Genomic DNA, 23,640 nt, shown 5'->3' on the forward strand with positions numbered 1-23,640 from the left:
ACACCCTGATGAATGCACCCCTCAACATCGCCATGCCCGCCGAGGCCTCGGCCGCGCCGAAAAATTACCGGCTGCTGATCGACGGCAAGCACGTCGATGCCCGCGACGGCCGCACGCTGGAGCGCAAGAGCCCCGGCCACGGCTTCACTGTTTCGCACTATGCACAGGCCGGCCAAGCCGAGGTGGAAGCGGCGGTGCAGGCCGCGCACAAGGCGTTCGAGACCGGCCCATGGCCACGCATGAAAGCCGGCGAGCGGGCCGCGATCCTTTTCAAGGCGGCCGACCTGATCGAGACACGGCTGGAAGACATCGCCCGGCTCGACGCGCTGGAATCCGGCAAGCCCATCGCCCAGGCGCGCGGTGAAATCGGTGGTGCCGTCGACATCTGGCGCTATGCCGCCTCGCTGGCCCGGACATTGCACGGCGAAAGCTACGCCAATCTCGGCGATGCCATGCTGGGCGTGGTCGTGCGCGAGCCGATCGGCGTCGTGTCGATCATCACGCCGTGGAATTTCCCGTTCCTCATCGTCAGTCAGAAGCTGCCTTTCGCGCTCGCCGCCGGCTGCACGGCGGTGGTCAAGCCGAGCGAAATGACCTCGGCCTCGACCTTCGTGCTGGGCGACATCCTGCTCGAAGCCGGCCTGCCCGCCGGCGTCGTCAACATCCTGGCGGGTCTCGGCGCCGATGTCGGCGCGCCGATGGTCAGCCACCCCCTGGTCGAGATGGTGTCGTTCACCGGCTCGACCCGCGTCGGCAAGATGACCATGGCGTCCGCCGCGCAGTCGCTGAAGAAAGTCTCGATGGAACTTGGCGGCAAGAACGGCCAGATCGTCTTTCCCGATGCCGATCTCGAGGCCGCCGCCGACGCGGCCGTGTTCGGCGGCTTCTTCAATGCCGGCGAATGCTGCAATGCCGGCAGCCGGCTGATCGTGCACGAGGCGATCGCCGACGATTTTCTCAGCGCTGTCAAGGCGCTCACCGTCAGGGTGAAGGTCGGCGACCCGCTCGACGAGCAAACCAAGGTCGGCGCGATGATCTCGTCCGACCATCTGGCCAAGGTAACGGATTACGTCGCGGCAGCGGCAGGCGAAGGCAGCAATGTCTTCAGCGGCGGCAAGCAGCTGGTCTCCAATGCCGGCCAATACCTCGACCCGACCATCATGCGTGGCGTCACCGAGGACATGGCCATTGCGCGTGAGGAAGTGTTTGGACCGGTGCTCTCAGTGCTCACTTTTGAATCGATTGAAAAGGCGTTGCACATCGCCAACAACACGCCCTATGGTCTGTCCGCAGGCGTGTGGAGCGCCGACATCGACACGTGCATGTCGGTGGCGCGTGGAGTGCGTTCGGGGACGGTTTGGGTGAACACATTCATGCAAGGTTACCCCGAGCTGCCTTTCGGCGGCTACAAGCAGTCCGGTCTCGGGCGCGAACTCGGCAAACGCGCCGTCGAGGACTATACCGAGGAAAAGACAATCCAGTTTCATCGCGGCCAGCGCACCGGATGGTGGGTCGGCTGAGTTGGGAAGAACCCGGTGGGCTTCCACCGGTCGTGTAATGCAACAAGGGAGGAAGTACATGTTGCGCAAACTGCTTATCGGAACGGCTCTTGCGACGAGCTTTGCCTTCTCGGCGCATGCCGCGGACGTGAAGGAAGTGCAGATGCTGCATTGGTGGACGTCGGGCGGTGAAGCGGCTGCCCTCAACGTGCTGAAGGGCGACCTGGCCAAGGAAGGCTATGCCTGGAAGGACGTTCCTGTCGCCGGCGGCGGCGGTGATGCTGCCATGACCGCCCTGAAGGCGATGGTCGCGGCCGGCAACTATCCGACCGCCTCGCAGATGCTCGGTTACACCGTGCTCGATTATGCCGCGGCCGGCGTCATGGGCGACCTGACCGAGACGGCGAAGAAGGAAGGCTGGGACAAGTCGGTTCCGGCCGCCCTGCAGAAATTCTCGGTCTATGACGGCAAGTGGGTCGCGGCTCCGGTCAACGTCCACTCGGTCAACTGGCTGTGGATCAACAAGGCCGTCATGGACAAGATCGGCGGCACCGAGCCGAAGACCTTCGACGACTTCGTCGCCCTGCTCGACAAGGCCAAGGCCGCGGGCGTGATCCCGCTCGCCCTCGGCGGCCAGAACTGGCAGGAAGCAACCATGTTCGACTCGGTCGTGCTGTCGACCGGCGGACCCGAATTCTACAAGAAGGCCTTCAACGACCTCGACGACGCTTCGCTCAAGTCCGACACGATGAAGAAGTCGTTCGACAACCTCGCCAAGCTCGTCACCTATGTCGACCCGAACTTCTCGGGCCGCGACTGGAACCTTGCCACCGCCATGGTCATCAAGGGCGATGCCCTGGTGCAGGTCATGGGCGACTGGGCCAAGGGTGAATTCCACGCCGCCAAGAAGACCCCGGGCACCGACTTCCTGTGCTATCGCTTCCCGGGCACCGACGGCTCCGTGATCTACAACTCCGACATGTTCGGCATGTTCAACGTTCCGGACGACCGCAAGGCCGCCCAGGTCGCGCTGGCCACCGCCACCCTGTCGAAGAGCTTCCAGTCGGCCTTCAACGTCGTCAAGGGTTCGGTTCCGGCCCGTACCGACGTTCCCGACACCGACTTCGACGCTTGCGGCAAGAAGGGCATCGCAGACCTGAAGGCGGCCAATGAAGGCGGCACGCTGTTCGGCTCGCTGGCCCAGGGTTACGGCGCCCCGCCGGCTGTCGCCAATGCCTACAAGGACGTGGTCTCGAAGTTCGTCCATGGTCAGATCAAGACCTCGGACGAGGCCGTGACCGAACTGGTCAAGGCGATCGACGACGCCAAGTAAGCGTAACGCTCGAAATCACCTTCCCCGCTTCGGCGGGGAAGGTTTTATCTCAGGATTGGCCGGCTCGACACCATGCCGACCGAACACCCGTAGACACGGGGCGCCTTGCCGCCTGACGGCCTCGCACGGACGACCCGAAACGGGAGGAGCTCATGAGCACAGTAGCAACAACCCAGATCAAGCTGACGCCGGAGCGGTCACGCACCTCTGTGCGCTCGCGCCTGCAGGACGCCTTGCCGAAGATCGTTCTGGCGCCGAGCTTCGCCATCACCATCGTCTTCGTCTACGGCTTCATCCTGTGGACGATCTATCTGTCCTTCACCAATTCCAAGACCTTCCCGTCCTACGTCATCACAGGTTCGCGCGCCTATCAGCGGCTGTGGGGCTGGACCTTCGACACCGACCCGCCATCGAGCTGGTACACGTCGATCACCAATATGGGCATTTTCGGCTTTCTCTACATCCTGATCTGCCTGGCCCTTGGCCTGTTCCTGGCCATCCTGCTCGACCAGAAGATCCGCGGCGAAGGCGTGCTGCGGCCGATCTACCTCTATCCGATGGCGCTGTCCTTCATCGTCACCGGCGTCGCCTGGAAATGGTTTCTCGATCCCGGCCTCGGCCTCGAACAGACGCTGCATCAATGGGGCTGGACGAGCTTCCATTTCGACTGGATCAAGAACAAGGACTTCGTCATCTACACGGTGGTCATCGCCGGCGTCTGGCAGGCCTCCGGCTTCATCATGGCGATGTTCCTGGCCGGCCTGCGCGGCATTGACGGCGAGATCATGAAGGCAGCGCAGATCGACGGCGCCACAACCTTCCAGCTCTACCGCCGCATCGTCATCCCGCTGCTGCGCCCAATCTTCCTGTCGGCCTTCATCGTGCTCGCCCACCTCGCCATCAAGTCCTATGACCTTGTCGTGGCCCTGACCTCCGGCGGCCCCGGCGGCTCGGCCTGGTTGCCTTCGAATTTCATGTACGAATACACCTTCAAGCGCAACGAGATGGCTGTCGGATCGGCCAGTGCGGTGATCATGCTGATGACCATCGTCGCCATAATCGTGCCCTATCTCTATTCGGAACTCAGGGAGAAGCCGCGATGAGCACTGTGGCCACCCCTGCCCGCCAGGCCTCCGGCGGCATCAACACCAAGCTCGTCAACCGCATCGTCATCTACGGGCTACTGGCGCTGTTCGCACTGTTCTACCTGATGCCGCTCTTCGTCATGCTGGTCACCTCGTTCAAGACCATGGACGAAATCCAGAATGGCAACATGCTGGCATTGCCAAAGGCGCCGACCTTCGACCCGTGGCTGAAGGCTTGGGGCGAGACCTGCGTCGGCCTCACCTGCGCCGGCATCAAGGGCTATTTCTGGAACTCCATCAAGATGGTTGTTCCGGCCGTGCTGATCTCGACCATGCTCGGCGCCCTCAACGGCTACGTGCTGACCAAATGGCGCTTTCGCGGCGCTACGCTGGTCTTCGGCCTGATGCTGTTCGCCTGCTTCATTCCGTTCCAGTCGGTGCTGCTGCCGATGGCGACGATCCTTGGCAGCGTCGGCCGCTTCGGCGTGACCTTGCAGAACTCCGTCGGCACCAGCTTCGGCCTCGGCAATTCGACGGTCAATCTGGTCTTCGTCCACGTCGTCTACGGCATCGGCTTCACCACGCTGTTCTTCCGCAACTATTACGAGGCCTTCCCGACCGAATTGATCAAGGCCGCACAGGTTGACGGCGCCTCCTTCTTCCAGATCTTCCGCCGCATCATGCTGCCGAACTCGATGCCGATCTTCGTCGTCACCGTGATCTACCAGTTCACCAACATCTGGAACGACTTCCTGTTCGCCTCGGCCTATGCCGGTACCGGCGATGCCATGCCGATGACGGTGGCGCTGAACAATGTCGTCAACACCTCGACCGGCGTCGTCGAATACAACGTCAACATGGCGGCCGCGATGATCGCGGCTCTGCCCACCCTGATCGTCTATGTCGTCGCCGGCCGTTATTTCGTGCGCGGGCTGATGGCGGGCGCGGTCAAGGGCTGACCAGTTCAAAGGGAACGACCATGGCTTTTCTGGAAATTGATGGGCTGAAGAAGCGCTTCGGGAATGTTGAGATCCTGAAGGGCATCGATGTAGAGCTCGAAAAGGGCGGCTTCCTGGTGCTGGTCGGACCGTCAGGTTGCGGCAAGTCCACCCTGCTCAACACAATCGCCGGCCTGGAGCAGATCACCGAGGGCGAGATCCGCGTCGACGGCCGCGCCATCAACGATCTGCACCCTTCGAAGCGCGATATCGCCATGGTGTTCCAGAGCTATGCGCTGTACCCCAACATGACGGTTGCCGGGAACATCTCCTTCGGCATGGAGATGCGTGGCGTTCCCGCCGGCGAGCGCCAGAAGGCGATCGACAAGGTGGCCAAGGTCCTGCAGATCGGCCACCTGCTCCAGCGCAAGCCGAGCCAGCTTTCGGGCGGCCAGCGCCAGCGCGTCGCCATGGGCCGGGCACTGGTGCGCGACCCCAAACTGTTCCTGTTCGATGAGCCTTTGTCCAACCTCGACGCCAAGCTGCGCGTCGACATGCGCATCGAGATCAAGCGCCTGCACGCCACCACGGGAACCACTATCGTCTATGTCACCCACGACCAGATCGAGGCGATGACGCTGGCGACCAAGATCGCCGTCATGCGCGACGGCGAGGTGCAGCAGTTCGGCACCCCGGCCGAGATCTACAACAACCCCGCCAACCTGTTCGTCGCCGACTTCATGGGCTCGCCGGCCATGAACCTGATCCCGGCGACCATTGCCACATCGGGCAATGCTCTATCGGTCGTGCTGCAGCGCGAGGCGCGGGAGCCGATCACGCTGCCGATGGCCAATGCCCCGGCGGGTCTCTCGGCATTCCAGGGCAAGCCGATCATCTTCGGTGTCCGCCCCGAGGCACTGACCGACCCGGAGGGCGCCGAACGCAACGCCTCGAACATCGCCACCGCCGACCTGCATATCGAGGTCGTCGAGCCGGCGGGTTCCGACACGTTCGCCGTCACCAATCTCGGCGGCAAGGGCGTCGTGGCGCGGCTGCGCGCCGACGCCAACATCCAGCCTGGCACCAGCACGCCGCTCGCCTTCAACCTGACCAAGGCGGTGTTCTTCGATCCGGCGACCGAGAACCGTATCCGCTGACGGCCATGACAAATCCGGACATCGTCATCATCGGCTCCGGCATTGGCGGCGCCACGATCGCCTCCGGCCTGGCCGGGGGCGGCGCTTCGATCCTGATGCTGGAGCGTGGCGAGCCCTTGCCGGCAACCCCGCACGCCCGCGACACCCGCTCGATCTTCGTCGACGGCCACTACCGGCCGAAGGAGATGTGGCGTGAGGCCGGCGGTGCCGCCTTCAATCCCGGCAATTACTACTATGTCGGCGGCAATTCCAAATTCTATGGCGCGGTGCTGATCCGCTATCGCAAGGAAGACTTTGCGGCCATGGAGCATTTCGGCGGCGTGTCACCGGCCTGGCCGTTTTCCTACGACGAGTTCGAGCCCTGGTATTCCAGGGCTGAGCAGCTGTTTCGCGTGCGCGGCACGCTGGGTGAGGATCCGACTGAACCGTTCCACTCGATCCCCTACGCCTTCAGGCCGGTGCCCGACGAAGCGCCGATCGCCCGCGCGCGCGCCGAACTCAAAGGCCTCGGCCTGCACCCGGCCTCGCTGCCGCTCGGCGTCGACATCGACACCTGGCTGACGGAAGGCAAAACCGGCTGGGACGCCTTCCCCAACACAGGCCAGGGTAAGATGGACGCCCAGACAGCGCCACTGGCGGCGGCGCTCGGCGACAGCAACGTCCGGCTCGAGACCGGCTGCCATGTCGAGTATCTCGAGGCCGCACCCGATGGCAAGAGCATCGTCGCCGTTCACTTCCGCCAGAATGGCGAACTGAAGAAGGTGTCGCCGAAACTGGTCATCCTGTCCGCCGGCGCGGTCAATTCCGCCGTCATCCTGCTGCGCTCGCCCTCATCCGACGGCAAGGGCCTCGCCAACCGCTCCGACCAGGTCGGCCGCAACTTCATGAACCACAATTCCAGCGCTATGCTGGCCATCGATCCGCGCCGCAGGAACGATGCCGTCTACCAGAAGACGCTGATGCTGAACGATTACTATTTGTCGGGCGGCAAGGGCGGCAAGCCGCTCGGCAACGTCCAGCTGCTTGGCAAGATCGACGGCAACATGCTGAAGGCCAATGTGAGGACGGTGCCGAAATTCGTGCTCGACTTCATGGCCGGCCATGCCGTCGACTGGTATTTGATGTGCGAGGACCTGCCCGATCCCGAAAGCCGCATCATGGTGGACGGCAAGGACATCGTCATGCAGTGGCGGCGCTCCAACATGCAGTCGCTCGACGGCCTGACCAAGGTGATGCGCGAAAATTTCCGCGCCTGCGGCTACCCCATCGTGCTGTCACGCCCCTTCGACAAGCGCACGCCATCGCACCAGTGCGGAACGGTCAGGATGGGAGACGATCCGGCGACATCGCCGCTCGACCCGTTCTGCCGGTCGTTCGACCACCGGAACCTGTTCGTCGTCGACGGCGGTTTCTTGCCGAACTCGGCCGCGGTGAATCCCGCGCTGTCGATCGCCGCCCAGGCGTTGCGGGTGGCTGACCATATCCGCAAGGTGGAGCTTGCCGCATGACCCGCCCCGCAGCCATCGTCACCGGCGGCGCGCGCGGGATCGGGCTGGCTTGCGCGGAGGCGCTGGCCGATGCCGGCTTTGACATTCTGGTTGCCGATCTTGCCGAACAGGCGCCTGACGGGCTCGACGCGGCCATCTCGGGTCGCGGCGCGAAATTCACCTATGTCAGCTGCGACATCGCCAATCTCGACAGCCACGCCGCGCTTGTCGGTGCAGCGATGCGCGCCTTCGGCCGCATCGACTGTCTCGTCAACAATGCCGGCGTCGGCGCCGTGGTTCGGGGCGACCTGATGGAACTGAAGCCCGAAAATTTCGACCGCACGCTGGGCATCAACCTGCGCGGCACGGTCTTCCTCAGCCAGGCCGTCGCCAAGGCTATGCTGGCCACATCGAACGGCCACACAAGATCGATCATCACCGTGACCTCGGTCAGCGCCGAGATGGCTTCGCCGGAGCGCTCCGAATATTGCATATCGAAGGCCGGGCTTTCCATGTGGGTGAAGAACCTGGCGCTCAGGCTCGCGCCCGAGAACATCGGCGTGTTCGAGTTGCGTCCGGGCATCATCCGCACCGACATGACGGCGGGCGTGACGGCCAAATACGATGCCTTGATCGACAGCGGACTGGTGCCGGCCAAACGCTGGGGCGAAGCGTCGGACATCGGCGCGGCGGTGGCGACGCTTGCCGCCGGCAGGCTCGGATTTTCGACCGGCTCGATCATCAATGTCGACGGCGCGCTCTCCGTGCCGCGGCTATAGGCGGAAACGACATGACCGACTACATCATCGTGGGCGCCGGTCCGGCCGGCTGTGTTCTGGCCAACCGGCTGAGCGAGGATCCCTTGAATTCCGTGCTGCTGCTGGAAGCCGGCGGCAAGGACTGGCATCCCTACATCCATATGCCGGCGGGTTTCGCCAAGATGACCAAGGGCATCGCGTCCTGGGGCTGGTCCACCGTGCCGCAGAAGAACATGAAGGACCGCGTCTTCTGGTACACGCAGGCCAAGGTGGTCGGCGGCGGCTCCTCCATCAACGCCCAGATCTACACCCGCGGCAATGCCCGCGACTACGACGCGTGGGAGAAGGAGGAGGGTCTCGCCGGCTGGGGCTATCGCGACGTGCTGCCCTACTTCAAGCGCGCCGAGAACAACCAGCGTTTCGCCAACGATTTTCACGGCGACCAGGGGCCTCTCGGCGTATCGAACCCGATCTCGCCGCTGCCGATCTGCGAGGCCTATTTCCGCGCCGGCCAGGAGATGGGAATTCCCTTCAACCCGGACTTCAACGGCGCCAACCAGGAAGGCGTCGGCTATTACCAGCTCACCCAGAGGGACGCCCGGCGCTCCTCGGCCTCGGTCGCCTATCTCAAGCCGATCCGTGCGCGCAAGAACCTGACGGTCCGGACCGACGTGCTGGTGACCCGCGTGGTCGTCGAGAAAGGCCGCGCCGCAGGCGTTGAAGTCGTCGACCGGCCGGGTGGCGAGAAGAGGATCCTGCGTGCCGAGCGCGAGGTGATCGTCTCGTCCGGCGCCATCGGCTCGCCGAAACTGCTGATGCAATCCGGCATCGGCCCGGCCGATCACCTGAAATCGGTCGGCGTCACGCCGGTGCACGACCTGCCCGGCGTCGGTTCCAACATGCAGGACCATCTCGACCTGTTCGTCATCGCCGAATGCACCGGCGACCACACCTACGACAATTATGCCAAGCTGCACCGCACGGCCTGGGCCGGCCTGCAATATCTGCTTTTGAAGAAGGGGCCGGTGGCCTCCAGCCTGTTCGAGACCGGCGGCTTCTGGTACGCCGACCCGACCGCGGCCTCGCCGGACATCCAGTTTCATCTCGGCCTGGGCTCCGGCATCGAGGCCGGTGTCGAGAAGCTGAACAATCCGGGCGTCACCTTGAACTCGGCCTTCCTGCGGCCGCGCTCGCGCGGCACGGTGCGGCTGAAGAGCGCCGACCCGGCCGACCACCCGCTGATCGACCCCAACTACTGGTCCGATCCCTACGATCGCGCCATGTCGATCAAGGGGTTGCGGCTGGCGCGCGAAATCATGCGGCAGAAGGCGCTTGCCCCTTACGTGCTGCGCGAAGTGCTGCCCGGCCCGTCGCTGGCGACCGACGACGAACTGTTCGATTACGCCTGCCGCAGCGCAAAGACCGATCACCATCCTGTCGGCACCTGCCGCATGGGCCATGACGAGATGGCTGTCGTGACGCCGGATTTGCGGCTGCGCGGCATCGAAGGCCTGCGCGTCTGCGACGCCTCGGTGATGCCGCGCGTGCCCTCCTCCAACACCAATGCACCGACCATCATGGTTGGTGAAAAGGGTGCCGACCTGATCCTCGGCCGCGAACCGCTGCCGCCGGCTGTATTTTCAGGAAACCGGGCTGCTTGAAGGGGGTGAGGAAATGATCAGGCACTGTGTCTTCGCCCGGTTTCGCGGCGATGTCCCCGAAAGCGAGCGCACGGCGATCCATGCCGACCTCGAGGCGCTTCGAAAGGTTATCGACGGCATGGACACGGTCCACTTCAGTGCCAATGTCAGCCCCGAGCCCTTCGCCCGCGGCTTTGGCCATGGCTTCACCATCGATTTCCGCGATGCCGCCGCCCGTGACGCCTATCTCGTCCATGAAGCCCATCAGCGCGCCGGTGCACGTCTGGTCGCCGCACTCGAAGGCGGCACGGACGGATTGATGGTCCTCGACCTCGACCTTACGAAAAAGTGACCGCCGGCTCTTCGAAAGCCGGCTGATCGCTGTTCTCTTTTGCGAGCGGGGCGACATATCGTTCCTTTGGGGGCACCAAAGGAGGACGCCTTGAGTCTCACTGCCGAGCAGAAGAAAACCGTTCTGGCCTCATTCCTGGGCTGGACGCTCGACGCTTTCGATTTCTTCCTTCTGACATTCCTGCTCACCGATATTGCGACTGAATTCCACACCGATGTCCCGGCAGTCTCAAAGGCACTGTTCCTGACCTTGGCGACGCGCTTCATCGGAGCGTTCTTCTTTGGCATGCTCGCCGACAAATATGGGCGCAAGCCCATCCTCATGCTCAACATCGTCAGCTATTCGGTGATCGGCGCGCTCGCCGCCTTCTCGCCAAATCTCGGCATCTTCCTTGCCCTGCGCGCTTTGTTCGGCATCGCCATGGGCGGCGAATGGGGGCTTGGCAGTTCGCTCGCCATGGAATCCATTCCGCCCAGCGCGCGCGGCTTCGTATCGGGCATCCTGCAATGCGGCTATCCAGCCGGCTACCTCCTGGCGGCGGTGGTCTACGGCCTGCTCTACCAGCAGACGATCGGCGGCTACACGATCGGCTGGCGAGCGATGTTCCTGCTCTCCTTCGTGCCGGCGCTGATCGTGCTCTTCATCCGCTCGCACGTGCCGGAATCGCCGGCCTTCGTCGAGGCGCGGAAATCGGTCAAGCCGGGGCTCCTGGAAACGCTGCAGAAGCACTGGGGCGTCGCGCTCTATGCCGTCGTGCTGATGATGTTCTTCAATTTCTTCAGCCATGGCACGCAGGACCTCTACCCGACCTTCCTGAAGAAGCAGCATGGCTTTGATCCGCACACGGTGAGCTGGATCACCATCGTCGCCAATATCGGCGCCATCGTCGGCGGCCTGGCCTTCGGCGCGCTGTCGGAGAAGATCGGCCGCGTCAACGCCATCACGCTCGCCTGCCTGATCGCCCTGCCGTCGATCCCGCTATGGGCCTACAGCACCACGCCTTTCCTGTTGGCCATCGGCGCTTTCGTCATGCAGGTCGCCGTGCAGGGCGCCTGGGGCGTCATCCCGGTTCATCTCAACGAGCTGTCGCCCGGCGCGGTGCGCGCGACCTTGCCCGGTTTCATCTATCAGGCCGGGAACCTTGCAGCATCCTATGGCGGTCCTTATCAGGCGGGCATAGCGGAGGCGGCCGGAGGCAGTTACGGCTACGCGCTGGCGCTTTTCGCCGGCGTGGTCGCCGTCTGCATCATCGTCGTCATCCGCTTCAGCCCGGAGCGGCGCGGCCAGGTGATGACAGTCATGGGTTGAGTGCGGCCTAACCCATCCGGAGCGCGATAACCCCGGCAACGATGCTGAGCGCGGCGGCACCGCGCCAGCCCGTCATCTTCTCGCCGAGCGCGTACACCGAGATCAGCATGGCGAACAGGATCGAGGTCTCGCGCAGCGATGCCACCGAGGCGATCGGCGCCTTGGTCATCGCCCACATCACGATCCAGTAGGCCGCGCCGCTGAGCACGCCGGTGAACAGCCCGGCCTTCCAGTCGCGCGCCAGTACGGGCAGTGACCGCGGCCCGCGGAAGATGAGGCACAGCACCAGCGCCCATGCCGCGTCGCAGACGAACAGCCAGGCGGCGTAGCTTTGCGCCGTTGCCGCCAGCCGCGCGCCGCTGCCGTCCGACAGCGTGTAGCTGGCAATGAAGATCGACGTGCCGAGCGCAAAGCCGACGGCGCGCAGGTTGAGCTTCTCCAGATGCGCGCCGCCGCGAAACGACATCACCAGCGTGCCGGCCGACAAAAGCAGGATGCCGAGAATGGCAAACGGCGCTGGCACCTCCTGCACCACCACGATGCCACCCAGCGCTGCCAGCAGCGGTGCCGTGCCGCGCGCCAGCGGATAGGTCTGGGCGAAATCGCCGGCCTTGTAGGCGCCGATCAGGAAGGTTCGGTAGCCCATGTGGAAGACCACCGAAGCGAGAATGAATGGCCAGACCCCGGCCTTCGGGAACTCGACGAAAGGCAGCACGAACAGCGCGGCAAACCCCATGCCCAATGTCATCAGCGTGATCGACAGGAAACGGTCGAGATGCACCTTGACCAGCGCGTTCCAGATCGCGTGCATGGCGGCCGCGGCAAGTACAGCGAAGAAGACGAAAGGCGTCATTGCGGGTCTATCGACCTCCTGGGCCGAGCGGCGTTTCGAGATCGATGTCGATCAGGACCGGGAAGTGATCGGATGCCACCTCGCCTATGGCGGATGCGACCGACCGCACCCGCCCGGCAAACATGCCGCCGACGAAGCAGTGGTCGAGCCGGCGCTTTGCCAGCCTGCCGTCGATGATCTTCTCATGCGTGTGGAAGTCACCAGCGGGTTCGATCGCCACGGCGGCGGCATCGACGAAGCCGTCGAGATAGGCGGCACCCCGATGATAGGGCGTGCTGCCGACGATGCGGCGGTATTCGGCGCTGCCCGGCTCCATGTTGAAATCGCCCATCCAGATCGCCGCCAGCGGATTTTCCGGCTCGGCTTCACTGCTGGTCCAGTTGCGCGAAGGCTCGTCATCGATGCCGCTCCACGGCCCGCCGTCTGACGGCGCGCGGCGGTGTTCGGCCAGCAGATAGTCGATCTGCTCCAGCCGCTCTTCCGCAGCGATATGGGCGAGATGCAAGGACAGCACCCGCACCGGGCCGGCCGGTGTGCGGATCATGCATTCGAGCGCCGCGTTGCGCGTGTTGAGCGGCCTCAGCGTCCGGCGCATCGGCAGCGCATGCAGGCGCGACCAGACGATCGGCAGCTTCGACAGCACCATGGTGCCGAACTGCCGGCGCCGATTGACTAGGCGACCTCGCTGCTGCTCGCTGGCGTCCATGTCGAAGGCCGGGCCGTAGACCCAGTGATAGTCCGGCAGCAGACGCGACAGCAGCTCCGGCTGGTCGTGGAAATGGCTGCGCTGCCAGTGCCGCTCGACCTCCTGCAGGGCAATGATGTCGGCGCCGTCGACGATCCGCGCCGTGCGCGACAGGTCATAGCGGCCGTCGCTGCCGAACCCGTACTGGATGTTGTAACTGACCAGCTTCATTGCTTACCCGGCTCACCTTCGGTGATGGCAGTAGCGGCTCGGTGGACTGCTTGCAATGTGCAGGAGGATGCAAGCAGCTTGTGCCAGAAGCGTCTCCCTGCCCCGCCGCGCGATCATGCACTGATTCCGCGCCGCCTCGGTATCCTCCGCGAAAACGCCGCGAGGCATCGAGAACGGTTCACCGTTTCGCGGAAACGGCGAACCGTTCTATCTCTTTGTTCTGACGCAATTCCGGACGGAAAACCGCTTACAGCTTTCCTGAAACTGCTCGAATGGCCGACGGCTCAGCTCCGCCGACGAACCGCCTAATCGGTGGTCAGCGGCTGGAACCGGCCCGCTGGCGACGCCGCCAGTTCCGCCCAGTCGATCTCTTCTTCCAGCCGGTGATAGGCCTCGTCGCCGATCGTGCCGTTGCTGCGCAATTCCTCCAGCGTGTCGCGCTGGCGGCTGATGGCATAGAGGCGCAGCCGGTCGTATTCGGTTGCCGCCTGTGCGTCCTCCGGGTTTTCCGCGATCACGCGCTGAGCCTCGTACTGCTCGCGCACGACAGCCGCCGCCGCGGATGTCTTGCGGCTCAACACGTCAAGTGCGGCCTGCATGACGGCAACGCGAGCCTGCGCAACCTCATTGTCGACGGTTCTGTCGGGATCGAAGTTGAGGATCCGCAGCAGCGGCTTCAGCGTCATCCCCTGCAGCACCAGCGTACCCAGAACCACCGCGAAGGCGGCAAGCACGATCGGATCGCGGCCGGGAAAGCCGGCAGGCAGGGCAATGGCCACCACCAGCGTCACCAGCCCGCGCATACCGCACCAGCCGACCAGCACGGCGCCGCCATATGTCGGCAAATCCCGCCTTCTGTCTTTAACACCGAGACGGGCAAGCCATCGGATGATCGCAACATAACTCGCCACCCAGACGAGGCGCGCCACGATGACGACAACCAGCACCGTCGCGGCAAACACAAAGGCCTCGCCCTGCCCTCCGCCAGAGAGCCGGCCAACGATCGACCGTGCTTGCAGGCCCATCAGCACGAAAGCCAGCACGTTGAGAACGAACACCGCCGACTCCCAGACCGAATAGGTGCTGACACGGCGTCGCGCCGACATGCGGCGCGGTGCACTGCGTGCAATGGTGATGGCGTAGACGACGATGGTGATGATGGCGGAAAGACCGAGCCTGTCGGCCAGTATCCACACGCCGAATGTCCCGGCGAACTGCACCACGGTGCTGCTCGCGGCATCCTCGATGCGGGTCAGCGTCAACAGCGAGAGGCGGCCAAGCAGATAGCCGGCAATCAGGCTGCCGATCGTTGACAGCAGGATCACCGGGATGGCGTTGCTCAGCATGATCGAACCGAGGGCCGCCGAAACCGCGAGCCGGTAGATCAAGAGCGCGGTGGCATCGTTGAGCAGGCTTTCGCCCTGCAGAATGGCGGTGATGCGGTGAGGCACCTTGAACTGGCTGAGCACGGCCGATGCAGCGACCGCGTCGGGGGGCGCGACGATGGCACCAAGCGCGATCGCCGCCGCGATCGGCAGGCCGGCCATCTTCCAGCCGACGAAGGCCACCACGACAGTGGTGAAGACGACAGCGCCAAGCGCCAGCAGCAGCAGCGACACCCGGTAGCGCTTCAGGTCGCGAAGCGATGTGTCATAGGCGGCATCGAGCAGCACCGGCGCGATGAACAAGGCGAGCGCCAGTTCCGGATCGATCTCGATCGTCGGCGCGCCGGGCACGAAAGCAATCGCGACGCCGGCCAGCGCCAGCAGCGACGGATAGGGGACTTCCAGCCGCCGCGAGAGCGCCGTCAGCGCGACAGCCGTCAAAAGCAGGACAAGGGTGAGTTCAAAAAGAGCCATGGCTCATCGTAGCGGTGAAGACCGACGGTTGGCAGTACCCCGATGCAGGATACTGTTGATTGTCGAAGCCTTGCCTGCCCTGGGATTAGGCGTGATCAACTGAGGCGCCGGCGGTCGCTCACTACAGACATCGAACCCATGGCATCCAGGGTTGCGAGCATCGACGACCAAGATGCGTTGTTCGGCGCGGAGACCCCCGCGGAATGATGTTCGCTGCGCTAGTGCAAGACCAGCATGTCACCCGACGAAAAGGAAATGTCGGCCTTCTCCCCGACGACGGGCGGCGGCGTGGCCGAATTGTTGAATGTGTCGAGCGACACTGTGTTGCCGCCGATGCCGACGCGCACCCGGATGACCGAGCCGAGGAAATGCACTTCGGCGATTTCACCCGACAGGCTCGTGTCGTGGCCGGGTTGGCGGTCGAGCGAGATCGCTTCGGGCCGCAGCGCCAGCGACAGCGTGTCACCGGATTTCGAGCCGTTGAGCTTGCCCTTGAGCGAGACTTCCTGCGTGTTGACCTGAACCGTGCCGGCCGCGGCATCGGTGACCTTGCCCTCGAGCACGTTGAGCGTGCCGACGAAATTGGCGACGAACTTTGTCGCCGGCCGGTTGTAGATCTCGAACGGCGTGGCGACCTGCTCGGCCTTGCCGCCATACATGACGGCGATGCGGTCGGAGATCGACAGCGCCTCTTCCTGGTCATGCGTGACAAAGATCGTGGTGATGCCGAGCTTCTTCTGAATCGAGCGGATTTCCTCACGCAGCGACACGCGTACCTTGGCGTCGAGCGCCGACAGCGGCTCATCGAGCAAAAGCAGCTTCGGCTTCGGCGCGATGGCACGCGCCAGCGCGATGCGCTGCTGCTGGCCGCCCGAGAGCTGATAGGGATAGCGGTCGGCCATCTGCGGCAGCTTGATCATGTCAAGCATCTCGGCGACGCGCTTGTCGGCATCGGCCTTGTTCATGCCGGCAACCTTCAGCCCGAAGGCTATGTTCTGCGCCACGGTGAGGTTGGGAAACAGCGCGTAGGCCTGGAAGACCATGCCGACATTGCGCTGGTTGGGCTTCAGCCGCGTAATGTCCTTTCCGGCGACGACGATCTTGCCGGCCGACGGATCCTCGAAGCCGGCAACCATGCGCAGGACGGTGGTCTTGCCGCAACCGGACGGTCCGAGGAACGAGACGAACTCGCCCGGCTCGACATCGAGGCTGAAGTCCTGGACCACGGTGTTGGAACCGTAGGACTTTCGCACGTGCTGGATGGACAGGAATGGCTCGGCCATGGCTTTTCTCTCAGGTCAATTCGGGCGGTTCGACGACTTCGGCGCGAACCGGGACAGGATCTGGATGAGCGACATACAGCCCCAGGTAATGGCGAAGGCGATGATGGCAAGGGCTGCCGGTTCATAGGCGCGGTTCGCACCGATGTTCTGCAGGTACGGCCCAAAGGCCGGGCGGTTGAGCAGGCTGGCCATGGTGAACTCGCCAATGACGATGGCGAAGGTCAGGAAGGCGCCCGACAGCACGGCGATCAGCACATTGGGCAGGATGACGCGGCCGATGATCGTGCCCCAGCCGGCGCCCAGGATCTGCGCTGCTTCCGTCAAGGTCCGCACGTCGATGGTACGCAGCCCGGTATCGACGGCACGATACATGTAGGGCAGCGCCAGCGTTGCGTAGCCGATGACCAGCAAGGCATTGGCGCCCATGTTGCTGCCAAGGAACGGCAGCGGCGAATTCGAGCCGTACATCCTGATATAGCCGAAGACGATGACGATGGCCGGAATGACCAGCGGCAAGAGCGTGATGAATTCGACGATCGGCCTGAGCTGCGGCAGACGCAGCCGGATCCAGTATGCCGCCGGCACAACGATCAGCACACCAAGGATGATGGTGAAGATCGCGGCGACCACCGAATACAGGAAGGTCGACTGGAAGCGCGCGTCGCCCAGCACGATCTGATAGGCATCGAAGGAATGGACGCCGCGGCGCATGCGGAGCGAGAATTCGACCGTCGCCATCAGCGGAATGAAGAAATACGCCGCACCGACGATGAAGACGACCCAGGCCCAGAATTTTCCCGACTTCATTTCAGCCACCTTTCGGAGCGAGTCCGGAACCAGATGTAGAAGACATTGGCCAGGCCCGTGATGACGATCATGCCGAAGGCGATGGCGTAGCCGAGCTGCGGATTGTGCAACACGTCGCCATTGATCTGCGAGTAGAGCTTGATGGGCACGATGTTGAGCGCCGGGCCGGCAAACGCGTAGGCCGTGGCAATGGCGCCAAAGGCATTGGCGAAGAGAAGAATGACGGTACCGAGGAAGCTCGGCCATATCACCGGGATGACCACCATGCGCCAATACTGCGCCTGCGTGGCGCCGAGCGTGGCGGCGGCCTCGCCCCATTCCTTCTTCAAACCATCAATGGCCGGCACGATGATGACCACCATCAGCGGGATCTGGAAGAACAGATAGACCGCGATCAGACCCGATGTGGTGAGGAAATTGAAGCCCATCGCGTAGATGTTGATGTTGAGGACGTCACGCAGAAGCGTCGTGACGATGCCGACGCGGCCGAGCGTGGCCAGGAAGGCGAAGGCCAGCGGCAGGCCGGCGAAATTCGAGGCCACTCCGGAGAAGGTCAGGGTCGCGGAGCGCGTCCAGCTTGGCAGTCCCCCGCGCACGATGGCGATGGCTATTGCCAGCCCGGCAAAGGCCCCGATGATGGCCGACCAGAAACTGATCTTGATCGACACCCAATAGGAACTGCTGATCGACGGATCGCTGACCAGCTGCAGGATGTTGTCGAACGTAAGCTGACCATCACTGTTCTGGAAAGCCCCGATCACGAGATAGATCGTGGGCAGGATCAGGAACATCAGCGCGAAGATGAAGAAGGGCGCCACGCCGATCCATTGCGTCGGCAGGCGGAATGCGGTCGCCTCGTTGGGCGGCGCGGGCTTGGAGGCAATCGTTCGATTTGAAAGCGTCAGATCGGTCATGCGCCGGCTACCGTCTTCGAGGAAAGGCCGGGCGGCCTCGCGGCCGCCCGGTGGATTTCAAGTGCTACTTGACGTTGGCGCCGACAACGGCGTCCCAGTTCTTGCTGATGGCTTCCTTGGCCTTGCCCTGCTCGTCGAGCGTCGGGAACGCGGCGGCGGCATAGGACTCCGCCGGTGGCAGCTTGGCCAGCACGTCAGCCGGGATCTTGCCGTTCTTGGCGAGATCGTTAAAGCGGATCGGGTGGCAATAGCCCTTCAGCCAACCGATCTGGCCTTCGTCGGAATAGAGATACTCCATCCACAGCTTGGCTGCGTTCGGGTGCGGCGCGAAGGCGCTGATCGCCTGCACGTAGACGCCGGCGACGACACCGGTCTTCGGCACGATGACGTCGACGGGCGGGTTGCCCTTCAGCGTGTCGCGGCCAGCAAGCGCGTTGTAATCCCAGTTGATCAGGATCGGCGTCTGGCCCTGGGCGAGCGTTGCCGGCTTGCCGACGACCGGGACGAAGTTACCGGCGGCGTTGAGCTTCTTGAAGAAGTCGAGGCCAGCCTTGCCGGCGGCTTCACCTGCAGCGGCGCCCGTCGACAGACCGGAGGCGTACACCGCCTGGATGGCCTGGTTCGAAGCACGCGGATCACCGGCGACGGCGACGGCGTTGGCGAATTCAGGCTTCAGGAGATCGGCCCAGTCCTTCGGCGATTCCTTGATCAGGTCCTTGTTCACCATGAACGACAGAACGCCGTAATAGTCGCCGTACCAGGCGCCATCGGCATCCTTGGCGCTGTCCGGGATCGAGTCCCAGCTCGACACCTTGTAGGGCATCAGCAGGCCGTCGGCCTTGGCGGTGGGGCCGAAGGACAGGCCGACGTCAATGACGTCGGGAGCCTGCGGCCCCTTGTTGTCCTTGTTGGCCTTGATCGCCTCGACCTCGTCGCCGGAGCCGGCATCGGGGTTGAGCTCGTTGATGGTGATCTCCGGATACTTCGCCTTGAAGCCGGCGATGACGTCGCCGTAACCGCACCAGTCGTGCGGCAGCGCGATGGTGGTGAGCTGGCCTTCAGCCTTCGCGGCCTTGACGAGATCATCCAGCGAAGCCGCGGACGAAATCACCGACGACACCATCAGGGTCGCGGCCGAAAGGGAAAGCACTTTCCCCGTGAATTTGAACATGTGTTCTCTCCGTTGAACTGACGCCGTTGGACGCCTGCGATGCGGTATCGTTTTCGTGTGACAGCCAGATGAAAGCTTTATGAAACCATTGGCCGGCAGCGGAAAAAGTTAACTCTTTTTAACGGGCTGTAGCAATTAGCCATCACTTATTTTTCCGGCTAATCACTTTCCGCCTTGCATTTCATCCTCTCCCCCTTGGTTTGCCCAATTTTCCAGATCAATTTCCGGCGACAGCGAGGCCGTCAGATCGTGCCGGCTATAGCGTTTTCCAGCAGCGCCAGCGCCGCCTTCTTGGTCAGCTTGACCGGGTTGCCGCCGGCCGTCGGATCGACCACCGCCATGTCGGCGATCAGCGCCTTGCGCTTCTTGTCCATGTCGAGCCCCTTGATCAGGCCCGGCAGCGCGTGCGGCACCTTCAACTCCTTGCGCAGCTTGATGATCGCCTTGGCGAAGCCATCAAAGCCGCCTTTGATGCCGCAATAGGCCGCGAGCCGTGCAATGCGCTCCTCGATGGAGTCGCGGTTGAAGGCCAGCACATAGGGCATGAACACCGCATTGGTCATGCCGTGATGGGTGTCGTAGAGCGCGCCGATCGGGTGCGACAGCGAGTGGATGGCACCCAGCCCCTTCTGGAAAGCGGCGGCACCCATGGCGGCCGCGCTCATCATATGCGCACGCGCCACCAGGTCCTTGCCGTTGGCATATGCCTTCGGCAGGTTCTCGAACACCAGCCGGATGCCTTCCACCGCGATGCCGTCGGCCATTGGATGGTAACCGGGCGCGCAATAGGCCTCAAGGCAGTGGGCGAGCGCATCCATGCCGGTGCCGGCGGTGATGAAGGCGGGCATGCCGACCGACAGTTCCGGATCGGCGATGACGATCGCCGGCAGAAGCTTCGGATGGAAGATGACCTTCTTGGTGTGGGTCTCCTCATTGGTGATGACGCCGGCGCGGCCGACCTCCGAGCCGGTGCCGGCCGTGGTCGGCACCGCGATGATCGGGGCGATTGCATCCGAATTGGCGCGCGTCCACCAGTCGCCGACGTCCTCGAAATCCCACACCGGCCGCGTCTGGCCGGCCTGGAAGGCGATCAGCTTGCCGAGATCGAGCGCCGAGCCGCCGCCGAAGGCGATGACGCCGTCGTGCTTGCCCTTCTTGAACACGGCGATGCCGGCGGTAAGATTGGATTCGACCGGGTTCGGCTTCACCTCGGAAAACACACCGTAAGGCACCTTCGCGTCATCGAGGATCTTCAGCGTCGAAGCGACGACCGGCAGTTTCGCCAGGCCCGGATCGGTGACGAAAAGCGGCCGCTTGATACCGGTAGCCGCGAGCACCTCGGGCAGTTCCTTGATGCGCCCGACGCCGAAGCGGACGGTGGTGGGGTAGTTCCATTTGGATATGAGCTTGGACATTTTGGTCTTTCGATAAATCAGATGGCTTCGCGCAGGTGGAAGGATTTCGGCCGGGTCAGATTGTCGTAGCCGATGGCCGACAGCCCCGCGCCCTTGCCCGTGTCCTTGACGCCGGTCCAGACCAGCGCCGGATCGAGGTAGTCGCAGCGGTTCATGAACACGGTGCCGGTCTCGACGCGGTTGCCGATCGCCACCGCGCGCTCGGTATCGCGCGTCCAGATCGAGGCAGTCAGCCCATAGGCGCTGTCGTTCATCAGCGCGATGGCTTCCTCGTCATTGCGCACCTTCATGATGCCGACGATCGGGCCAAAGCTCTCCTCGCGCATGACGCTCATCTGGTGGTCGACTTCGGTCAACACCTCCGGCGCCAGATAGGGCGAGCCCGCCTTGTCGTTGGCCACCTTCATGTTGATGTGCGCCTTGGCGCCCTTGCGCAGCGCTTCGGCCTTTTGCTCGCGGATCAAGTCGGCGAAACGCGCTTGCGCCATCGGCCCCATCGTCGTCGCCTGTTCCAGCGGATTGCCCACGACATAGTTCTTGGTCTCGGCGATGAAGCCCTCGACGAACTCGTCATAGACCTTCTCGTGCACGTAGACGCGTTCGATGCCGCAGCAGCACTGGCCGGAATTGTAGAAGGCGCCGTCGACCAGATTGGCCACCGTATGGTCCATCTTGGCATCGGGCAGTACATAGGCCGGGTCCTTGCCGCCGAGTTCGAGGCCGAGCGTCATGAAGGTGCCGGCCGCCGCCTTTTCGATCGCGCGGCCGCCGCCGACCGAACCGGTAAAGTTCACATGGTCGATCTTGCCCGAGCCGAGCAGCTTTTCGGTCTGCGCGTGGCTGAGCACGACATTCTGGAACACGCCCTTGGGCAGGCCGGCTTTGTCGAAGGCCTGCTGAAAACGCTCGCCGACGAGCAGCGTCTGTGCGGCATGCTTGAGGATGACGGCATTGCCGGCCATCAGCGCCGGCACGATGGTGTTGACGGCGGTCAGGTATGGATAGTTCCACGGCGCGATCACCATGACGACGCCGAGCGGATCCTTCTTCACATAGCGGCGAAACCCATCCTTCGGGTTTGAGGCCGGTACGGATTTCAGCGCCTGCTCGGCGATCTCGACCATGTAGTTGGTGCGTTCCTTGACACCGCCGAACTCGCCGCCATAGCGCACCGGGCGCCCCATCTGCCAGGCGATCTCCGGCACGATCTCGTCGGTCATCGCCACCAGCGCCTCGAGCATCGCGAGAATGTACTTGCCGCGCTCGACGATCGGCACCTGCGCCCACTTCTCCTGCGCCGCCTTGGCGCGTTCGACCGCGGCGTTGACCGCCTGGTCCGTTGCCACGGGCCGCTCGGCGTAGATCGAGCCATCGATGGGGGATTTCAACTTGACCGTTTCGGTCATTCCTTCAGTCCTCGCACTTCATGAAATCTTGATTTTCACGCCGCCCACCATTCCTGCGATGGCCAAGGGCGGCGAAGCCGGCATGGTTTAGTACCGCTCGAACCCCCTGTGCAGTTCCCAATCCGTAATGCGGCGGTCGTATTCGAGCTGCTCCCACTTGGCGGTGTGGACATAATGTTCGAGCACGTCCTCGCCGAGCGCCTGTTTCAGCATCTTCGACTTTGCCAGCGTCTCGGTGGCGTCGCGCAGCGTTTTCGGAATCTCGGGCAGACGAGACGCCTGATAGGCATCGCCGACGAAAGGTTTCTGCAGTTCGAGCTTCTCGTCGATGCCGGCGAGCCCGGCGGCGATCAGCGCCGCGAAGGCGAGATAGGGGTTGAGGTCGGCGCCGCCGATGCGGCATTCCATGCGGATGCCCTTGGTGCCCTCGCCGCACAAGCGGAAGCCGGCGGTGCGGTTGTCCTCGCTCCACATGATCTTGGTCGGCGCGAAGGTGCCGGCCTGGAAGCGCTTGTAGGAATTGATGTAGGGCGCCAGGAACCAGGTGAACTCCTTGGCGTATTTCAACTGCCCCGCCGCCCATTGCTGGCCGAGCGTCGACAGCGTCCAGTCCGCCTTCTTGTCGAAGAACAATGGCGTCCGGCCGTCGGCGCTCCACAGCGAATTGTGGATGTGGCTGGAGTTGCCGGCGAGCCCGTAATTGTACTTGGACATGAAGGAGATGGCCTTGCCCTCGGACTCGGCGATCTCCTTGGCGCCGTTCTTCAGGATGACGTGGCGGTCGGCCATATCGAGCGCCTCGGCATAGCGCACATTGATCTCTTCCTGGCCCGGACCCCACTCGCCCTTGGAGTTTTCGATCGGGATGCCCGCGGCTTCCATCTCGTTGCGAAGCCGGCGCATGACGCCTTCTTCCTTGGTGGTGATGCCGATCTGATAGTCGCCGATATAGGGCGAAGCGGTATCGAGACCCTGCCAGTGCTTCTTGCGGACGGAATCATAGGTTTCGTTGAACAGGTAGAATTCGAGCTCGGAAGCGAAATAGCCGATATAGCCGCGCTCGGAGAGCCGCTTGACCTGCTTCTTCAGGATGGCGCGCGGCGAATGCGGCAGATCGTCATGGGTGTGGTGATCGAGCACGTCGCAGATCACAAGTGCCGTCTTTTCGAGCCACGGAATGCGCCGCAGCGTGGCAAGGTCCGGCTTCATGACGAAATCGCCATAGCCCTTGGACCAGCTTGCTGCCTTGTAGCCGGGCACCGGCTCCATATCGATGTCGGCGGCCAGCAGATAGTTGCAGCCATGCGTTTCGTCATGCGCGGAATCGACGAAGTACTGCGCCAGGAACCGTTTTCCCGCCAGCCGCCCCTGCATGTCGACGATGCAGGCCAGCACCGTGTCGATCTCACCGCTGGAGACCGCCTTCTTCAACTGATCGAACGAGAAATTTCCGGCCATT

General features: G+C 63.5%; 20 protein-coding genes. 10 read left to right on the forward strand and 10 right to left on the reverse strand.

Translation table 11 applies throughout. The features are described from left to right. Positions 1-8: 8 nt before the first annotated feature. The 10 genes from C1D09_RS28815 to C1D09_RS28860 all read left to right on the forward strand — a co-directional run bounded on the left by C1D09_RS28815 (position 9) and on the right by C1D09_RS28860 (position 11,557). A complete protein-coding gene (locus C1D09_RS28815) occupies positions 9-1,520 on the forward strand; it encodes an aldehyde dehydrogenase family protein (RefSeq protein WP_143977386.1) in 1,512 nt (503 codons plus the stop codon). Positions 1,521-1,578: 58 nt separating this feature from the next. After that, positions 1,579-2,832, forward strand: a complete 1,254-nt coding sequence (locus C1D09_RS28820; RefSeq protein ID WP_064992087.1) for an ABC transporter substrate-binding protein — start codon at positions 1,579-1,581, stop codon at positions 2,830-2,832. Between the two features lie 152 nt (positions 2,833-2,984). Next, positions 2,985-3,935, forward strand: coding sequence for a carbohydrate ABC transporter permease (locus C1D09_RS28825; protein WP_143977387.1), 951 nt, complete (start codon positions 2,985-2,987; stop codon positions 3,933-3,935). After that, on the forward strand, positions 3,932-4,876 hold the full coding sequence (locus tag C1D09_RS28830) for a carbohydrate ABC transporter permease (protein ID WP_143977388.1): 945 nt from the start codon (positions 3,932-3,934) through the stop codon (positions 4,874-4,876). Before C1D09_RS28825 ends, C1D09_RS28830 begins: the two co-directional genes overlap by 4 nt. A 20-nt stretch (positions 4,877-4,896) precedes the next feature. Then, positions 4,897-6,012: an ABC transporter ATP-binding protein gene (locus C1D09_RS28835; RefSeq protein WP_143977389.1), complete on the forward strand. Its 1,116-nt coding sequence runs from the start codon at positions 4,897-4,899 to the stop codon at positions 6,010-6,012. 5 nt (positions 6,013-6,017) lie between these two features. Continuing rightward, entirely contained in the window at positions 6,018-7,520 is a 1,503-nt protein-coding gene (locus tag C1D09_RS28840; protein ID WP_143977390.1) for an FAD-dependent oxidoreductase, read from the forward strand. Further along, on the forward strand, positions 7,517-8,278 hold the full coding sequence (locus C1D09_RS28845) for a 3-ketoacyl-ACP reductase (protein ID WP_143977391.1): 762 nt from the start codon (positions 7,517-7,519) through the stop codon (positions 8,276-8,278). The genes C1D09_RS28840 and C1D09_RS28845 overlap by 4 nt, the downstream gene beginning before the upstream one ends. Positions 8,279-8,289: 11 nt before the next feature. Beyond that, on the forward strand, positions 8,290-9,918 hold the full coding sequence (locus C1D09_RS28850; protein ID WP_143977392.1) for a GMC family oxidoreductase: 1,629 nt from the start codon (positions 8,290-8,292) through the stop codon (positions 9,916-9,918). Positions 9,919-9,931: 13 nt separating this feature from the next. Continuing rightward, positions 9,932-10,249: a Dabb family protein gene (locus tag C1D09_RS28855; RefSeq protein ID WP_143977393.1), complete on the forward strand. Its 318-nt coding sequence runs from the start codon at positions 9,932-9,934 to the stop codon at positions 10,247-10,249. Between the two features lie 90 nt (positions 10,250-10,339). Next, positions 10,340-11,557, forward strand: a complete 1,218-nt coding sequence (locus C1D09_RS28860) for an MFS transporter (RefSeq protein WP_167514797.1) — start codon at positions 10,340-10,342, stop codon at positions 11,555-11,557. A 7-nt stretch (positions 11,558-11,564) separates the two neighbouring features. Here the strand turns inward: C1D09_RS28860 and C1D09_RS28865 are convergent, their stop codons facing one another. The 10 genes from C1D09_RS28865 to C1D09_RS28910 all read right to left on the reverse strand — a co-directional run bounded on the left by C1D09_RS28865 (position 11,565) and on the right by C1D09_RS28910 (position 23,639). After that, a complete protein-coding gene (locus tag C1D09_RS28865) occupies positions 11,565-12,410 on the reverse strand; it encodes an EamA family transporter (RefSeq protein ID WP_143977395.1) in 846 nt (281 codons plus the stop codon). 7 nt (positions 12,411-12,417) lie between these two features. Then, positions 12,418-13,326: an endonuclease/exonuclease/phosphatase family protein gene (locus tag C1D09_RS28870; protein WP_143977396.1), complete on the reverse strand. Its 909-nt coding sequence runs from the start codon at positions 13,324-13,326 to the stop codon at positions 12,418-12,420. A gap of 305 nt (positions 13,327-13,631) precedes the next feature. Then, the gene (locus C1D09_RS28875) at positions 13,632-15,185 is read right to left on the reverse strand and encodes a cation:proton antiporter (protein ID WP_143977397.1); all 1,554 of its coding nucleotides are present in this window, start codon (positions 15,183-15,185) and stop codon (positions 13,632-13,634) included. Positions 15,186-15,403: 218 nt separating this feature from the next. Then, a complete protein-coding gene (locus C1D09_RS28880) occupies positions 15,404-16,468 on the reverse strand; it encodes an ABC transporter ATP-binding protein (protein WP_143977398.1) in 1,065 nt (354 codons plus the stop codon). Between the two features lie 15 nt (positions 16,469-16,483). Beyond that, positions 16,484-17,275: an ABC transporter permease gene (locus C1D09_RS28885; RefSeq protein ID WP_027043159.1), complete on the reverse strand. Its 792-nt coding sequence runs from the start codon at positions 17,273-17,275 to the stop codon at positions 16,484-16,486. Next, on the reverse strand, positions 17,272-18,189 hold the full coding sequence (locus C1D09_RS28890) for an ABC transporter permease (RefSeq protein WP_019861091.1): 918 nt from the start codon (positions 18,187-18,189) through the stop codon (positions 17,272-17,274). Before C1D09_RS28890 ends, C1D09_RS28885 begins: the two co-directional genes overlap by 4 nt. Before the next feature lie 64 nt (positions 18,190-18,253). Next, on the reverse strand, positions 18,254-19,360 hold the full coding sequence (locus C1D09_RS28895) for an ABC transporter substrate-binding protein (protein WP_143977399.1): 1,107 nt from the start codon (positions 19,358-19,360) through the stop codon (positions 18,254-18,256). A 242-nt stretch (positions 19,361-19,602) separates the two neighbouring features. After that, positions 19,603-20,775, reverse strand: a complete 1,173-nt coding sequence (locus tag C1D09_RS28900) for an iron-containing alcohol dehydrogenase (protein WP_143977400.1) — start codon at positions 20,773-20,775, stop codon at positions 19,603-19,605. Between the two features lie 17 nt (positions 20,776-20,792). Beyond that, positions 20,793-22,181, reverse strand: a complete 1,389-nt coding sequence (locus C1D09_RS28905; protein ID WP_143977401.1) for an aldehyde dehydrogenase family protein — start codon at positions 22,179-22,181, stop codon at positions 20,793-20,795. A gap of 87 nt (positions 22,182-22,268) precedes the next feature. Beyond that, complete coding sequence (locus C1D09_RS28910) at positions 22,269-23,639, reverse strand: glutamine synthetase family protein (protein WP_143977402.1); 1,371 nt, start codon at positions 23,637-23,639, stop codon at positions 22,269-22,271. Between the last annotated feature and the right edge of the window lies 1 nt (position 23,640).

The sequence above is a fragment of the Mesorhizobium intechi genome, from assembly GCF_002879535.1.
GTDB lineage: Bacteria > Pseudomonadota > Alphaproteobacteria > Rhizobiales > Rhizobiaceae > Mesorhizobium > Mesorhizobium intechi.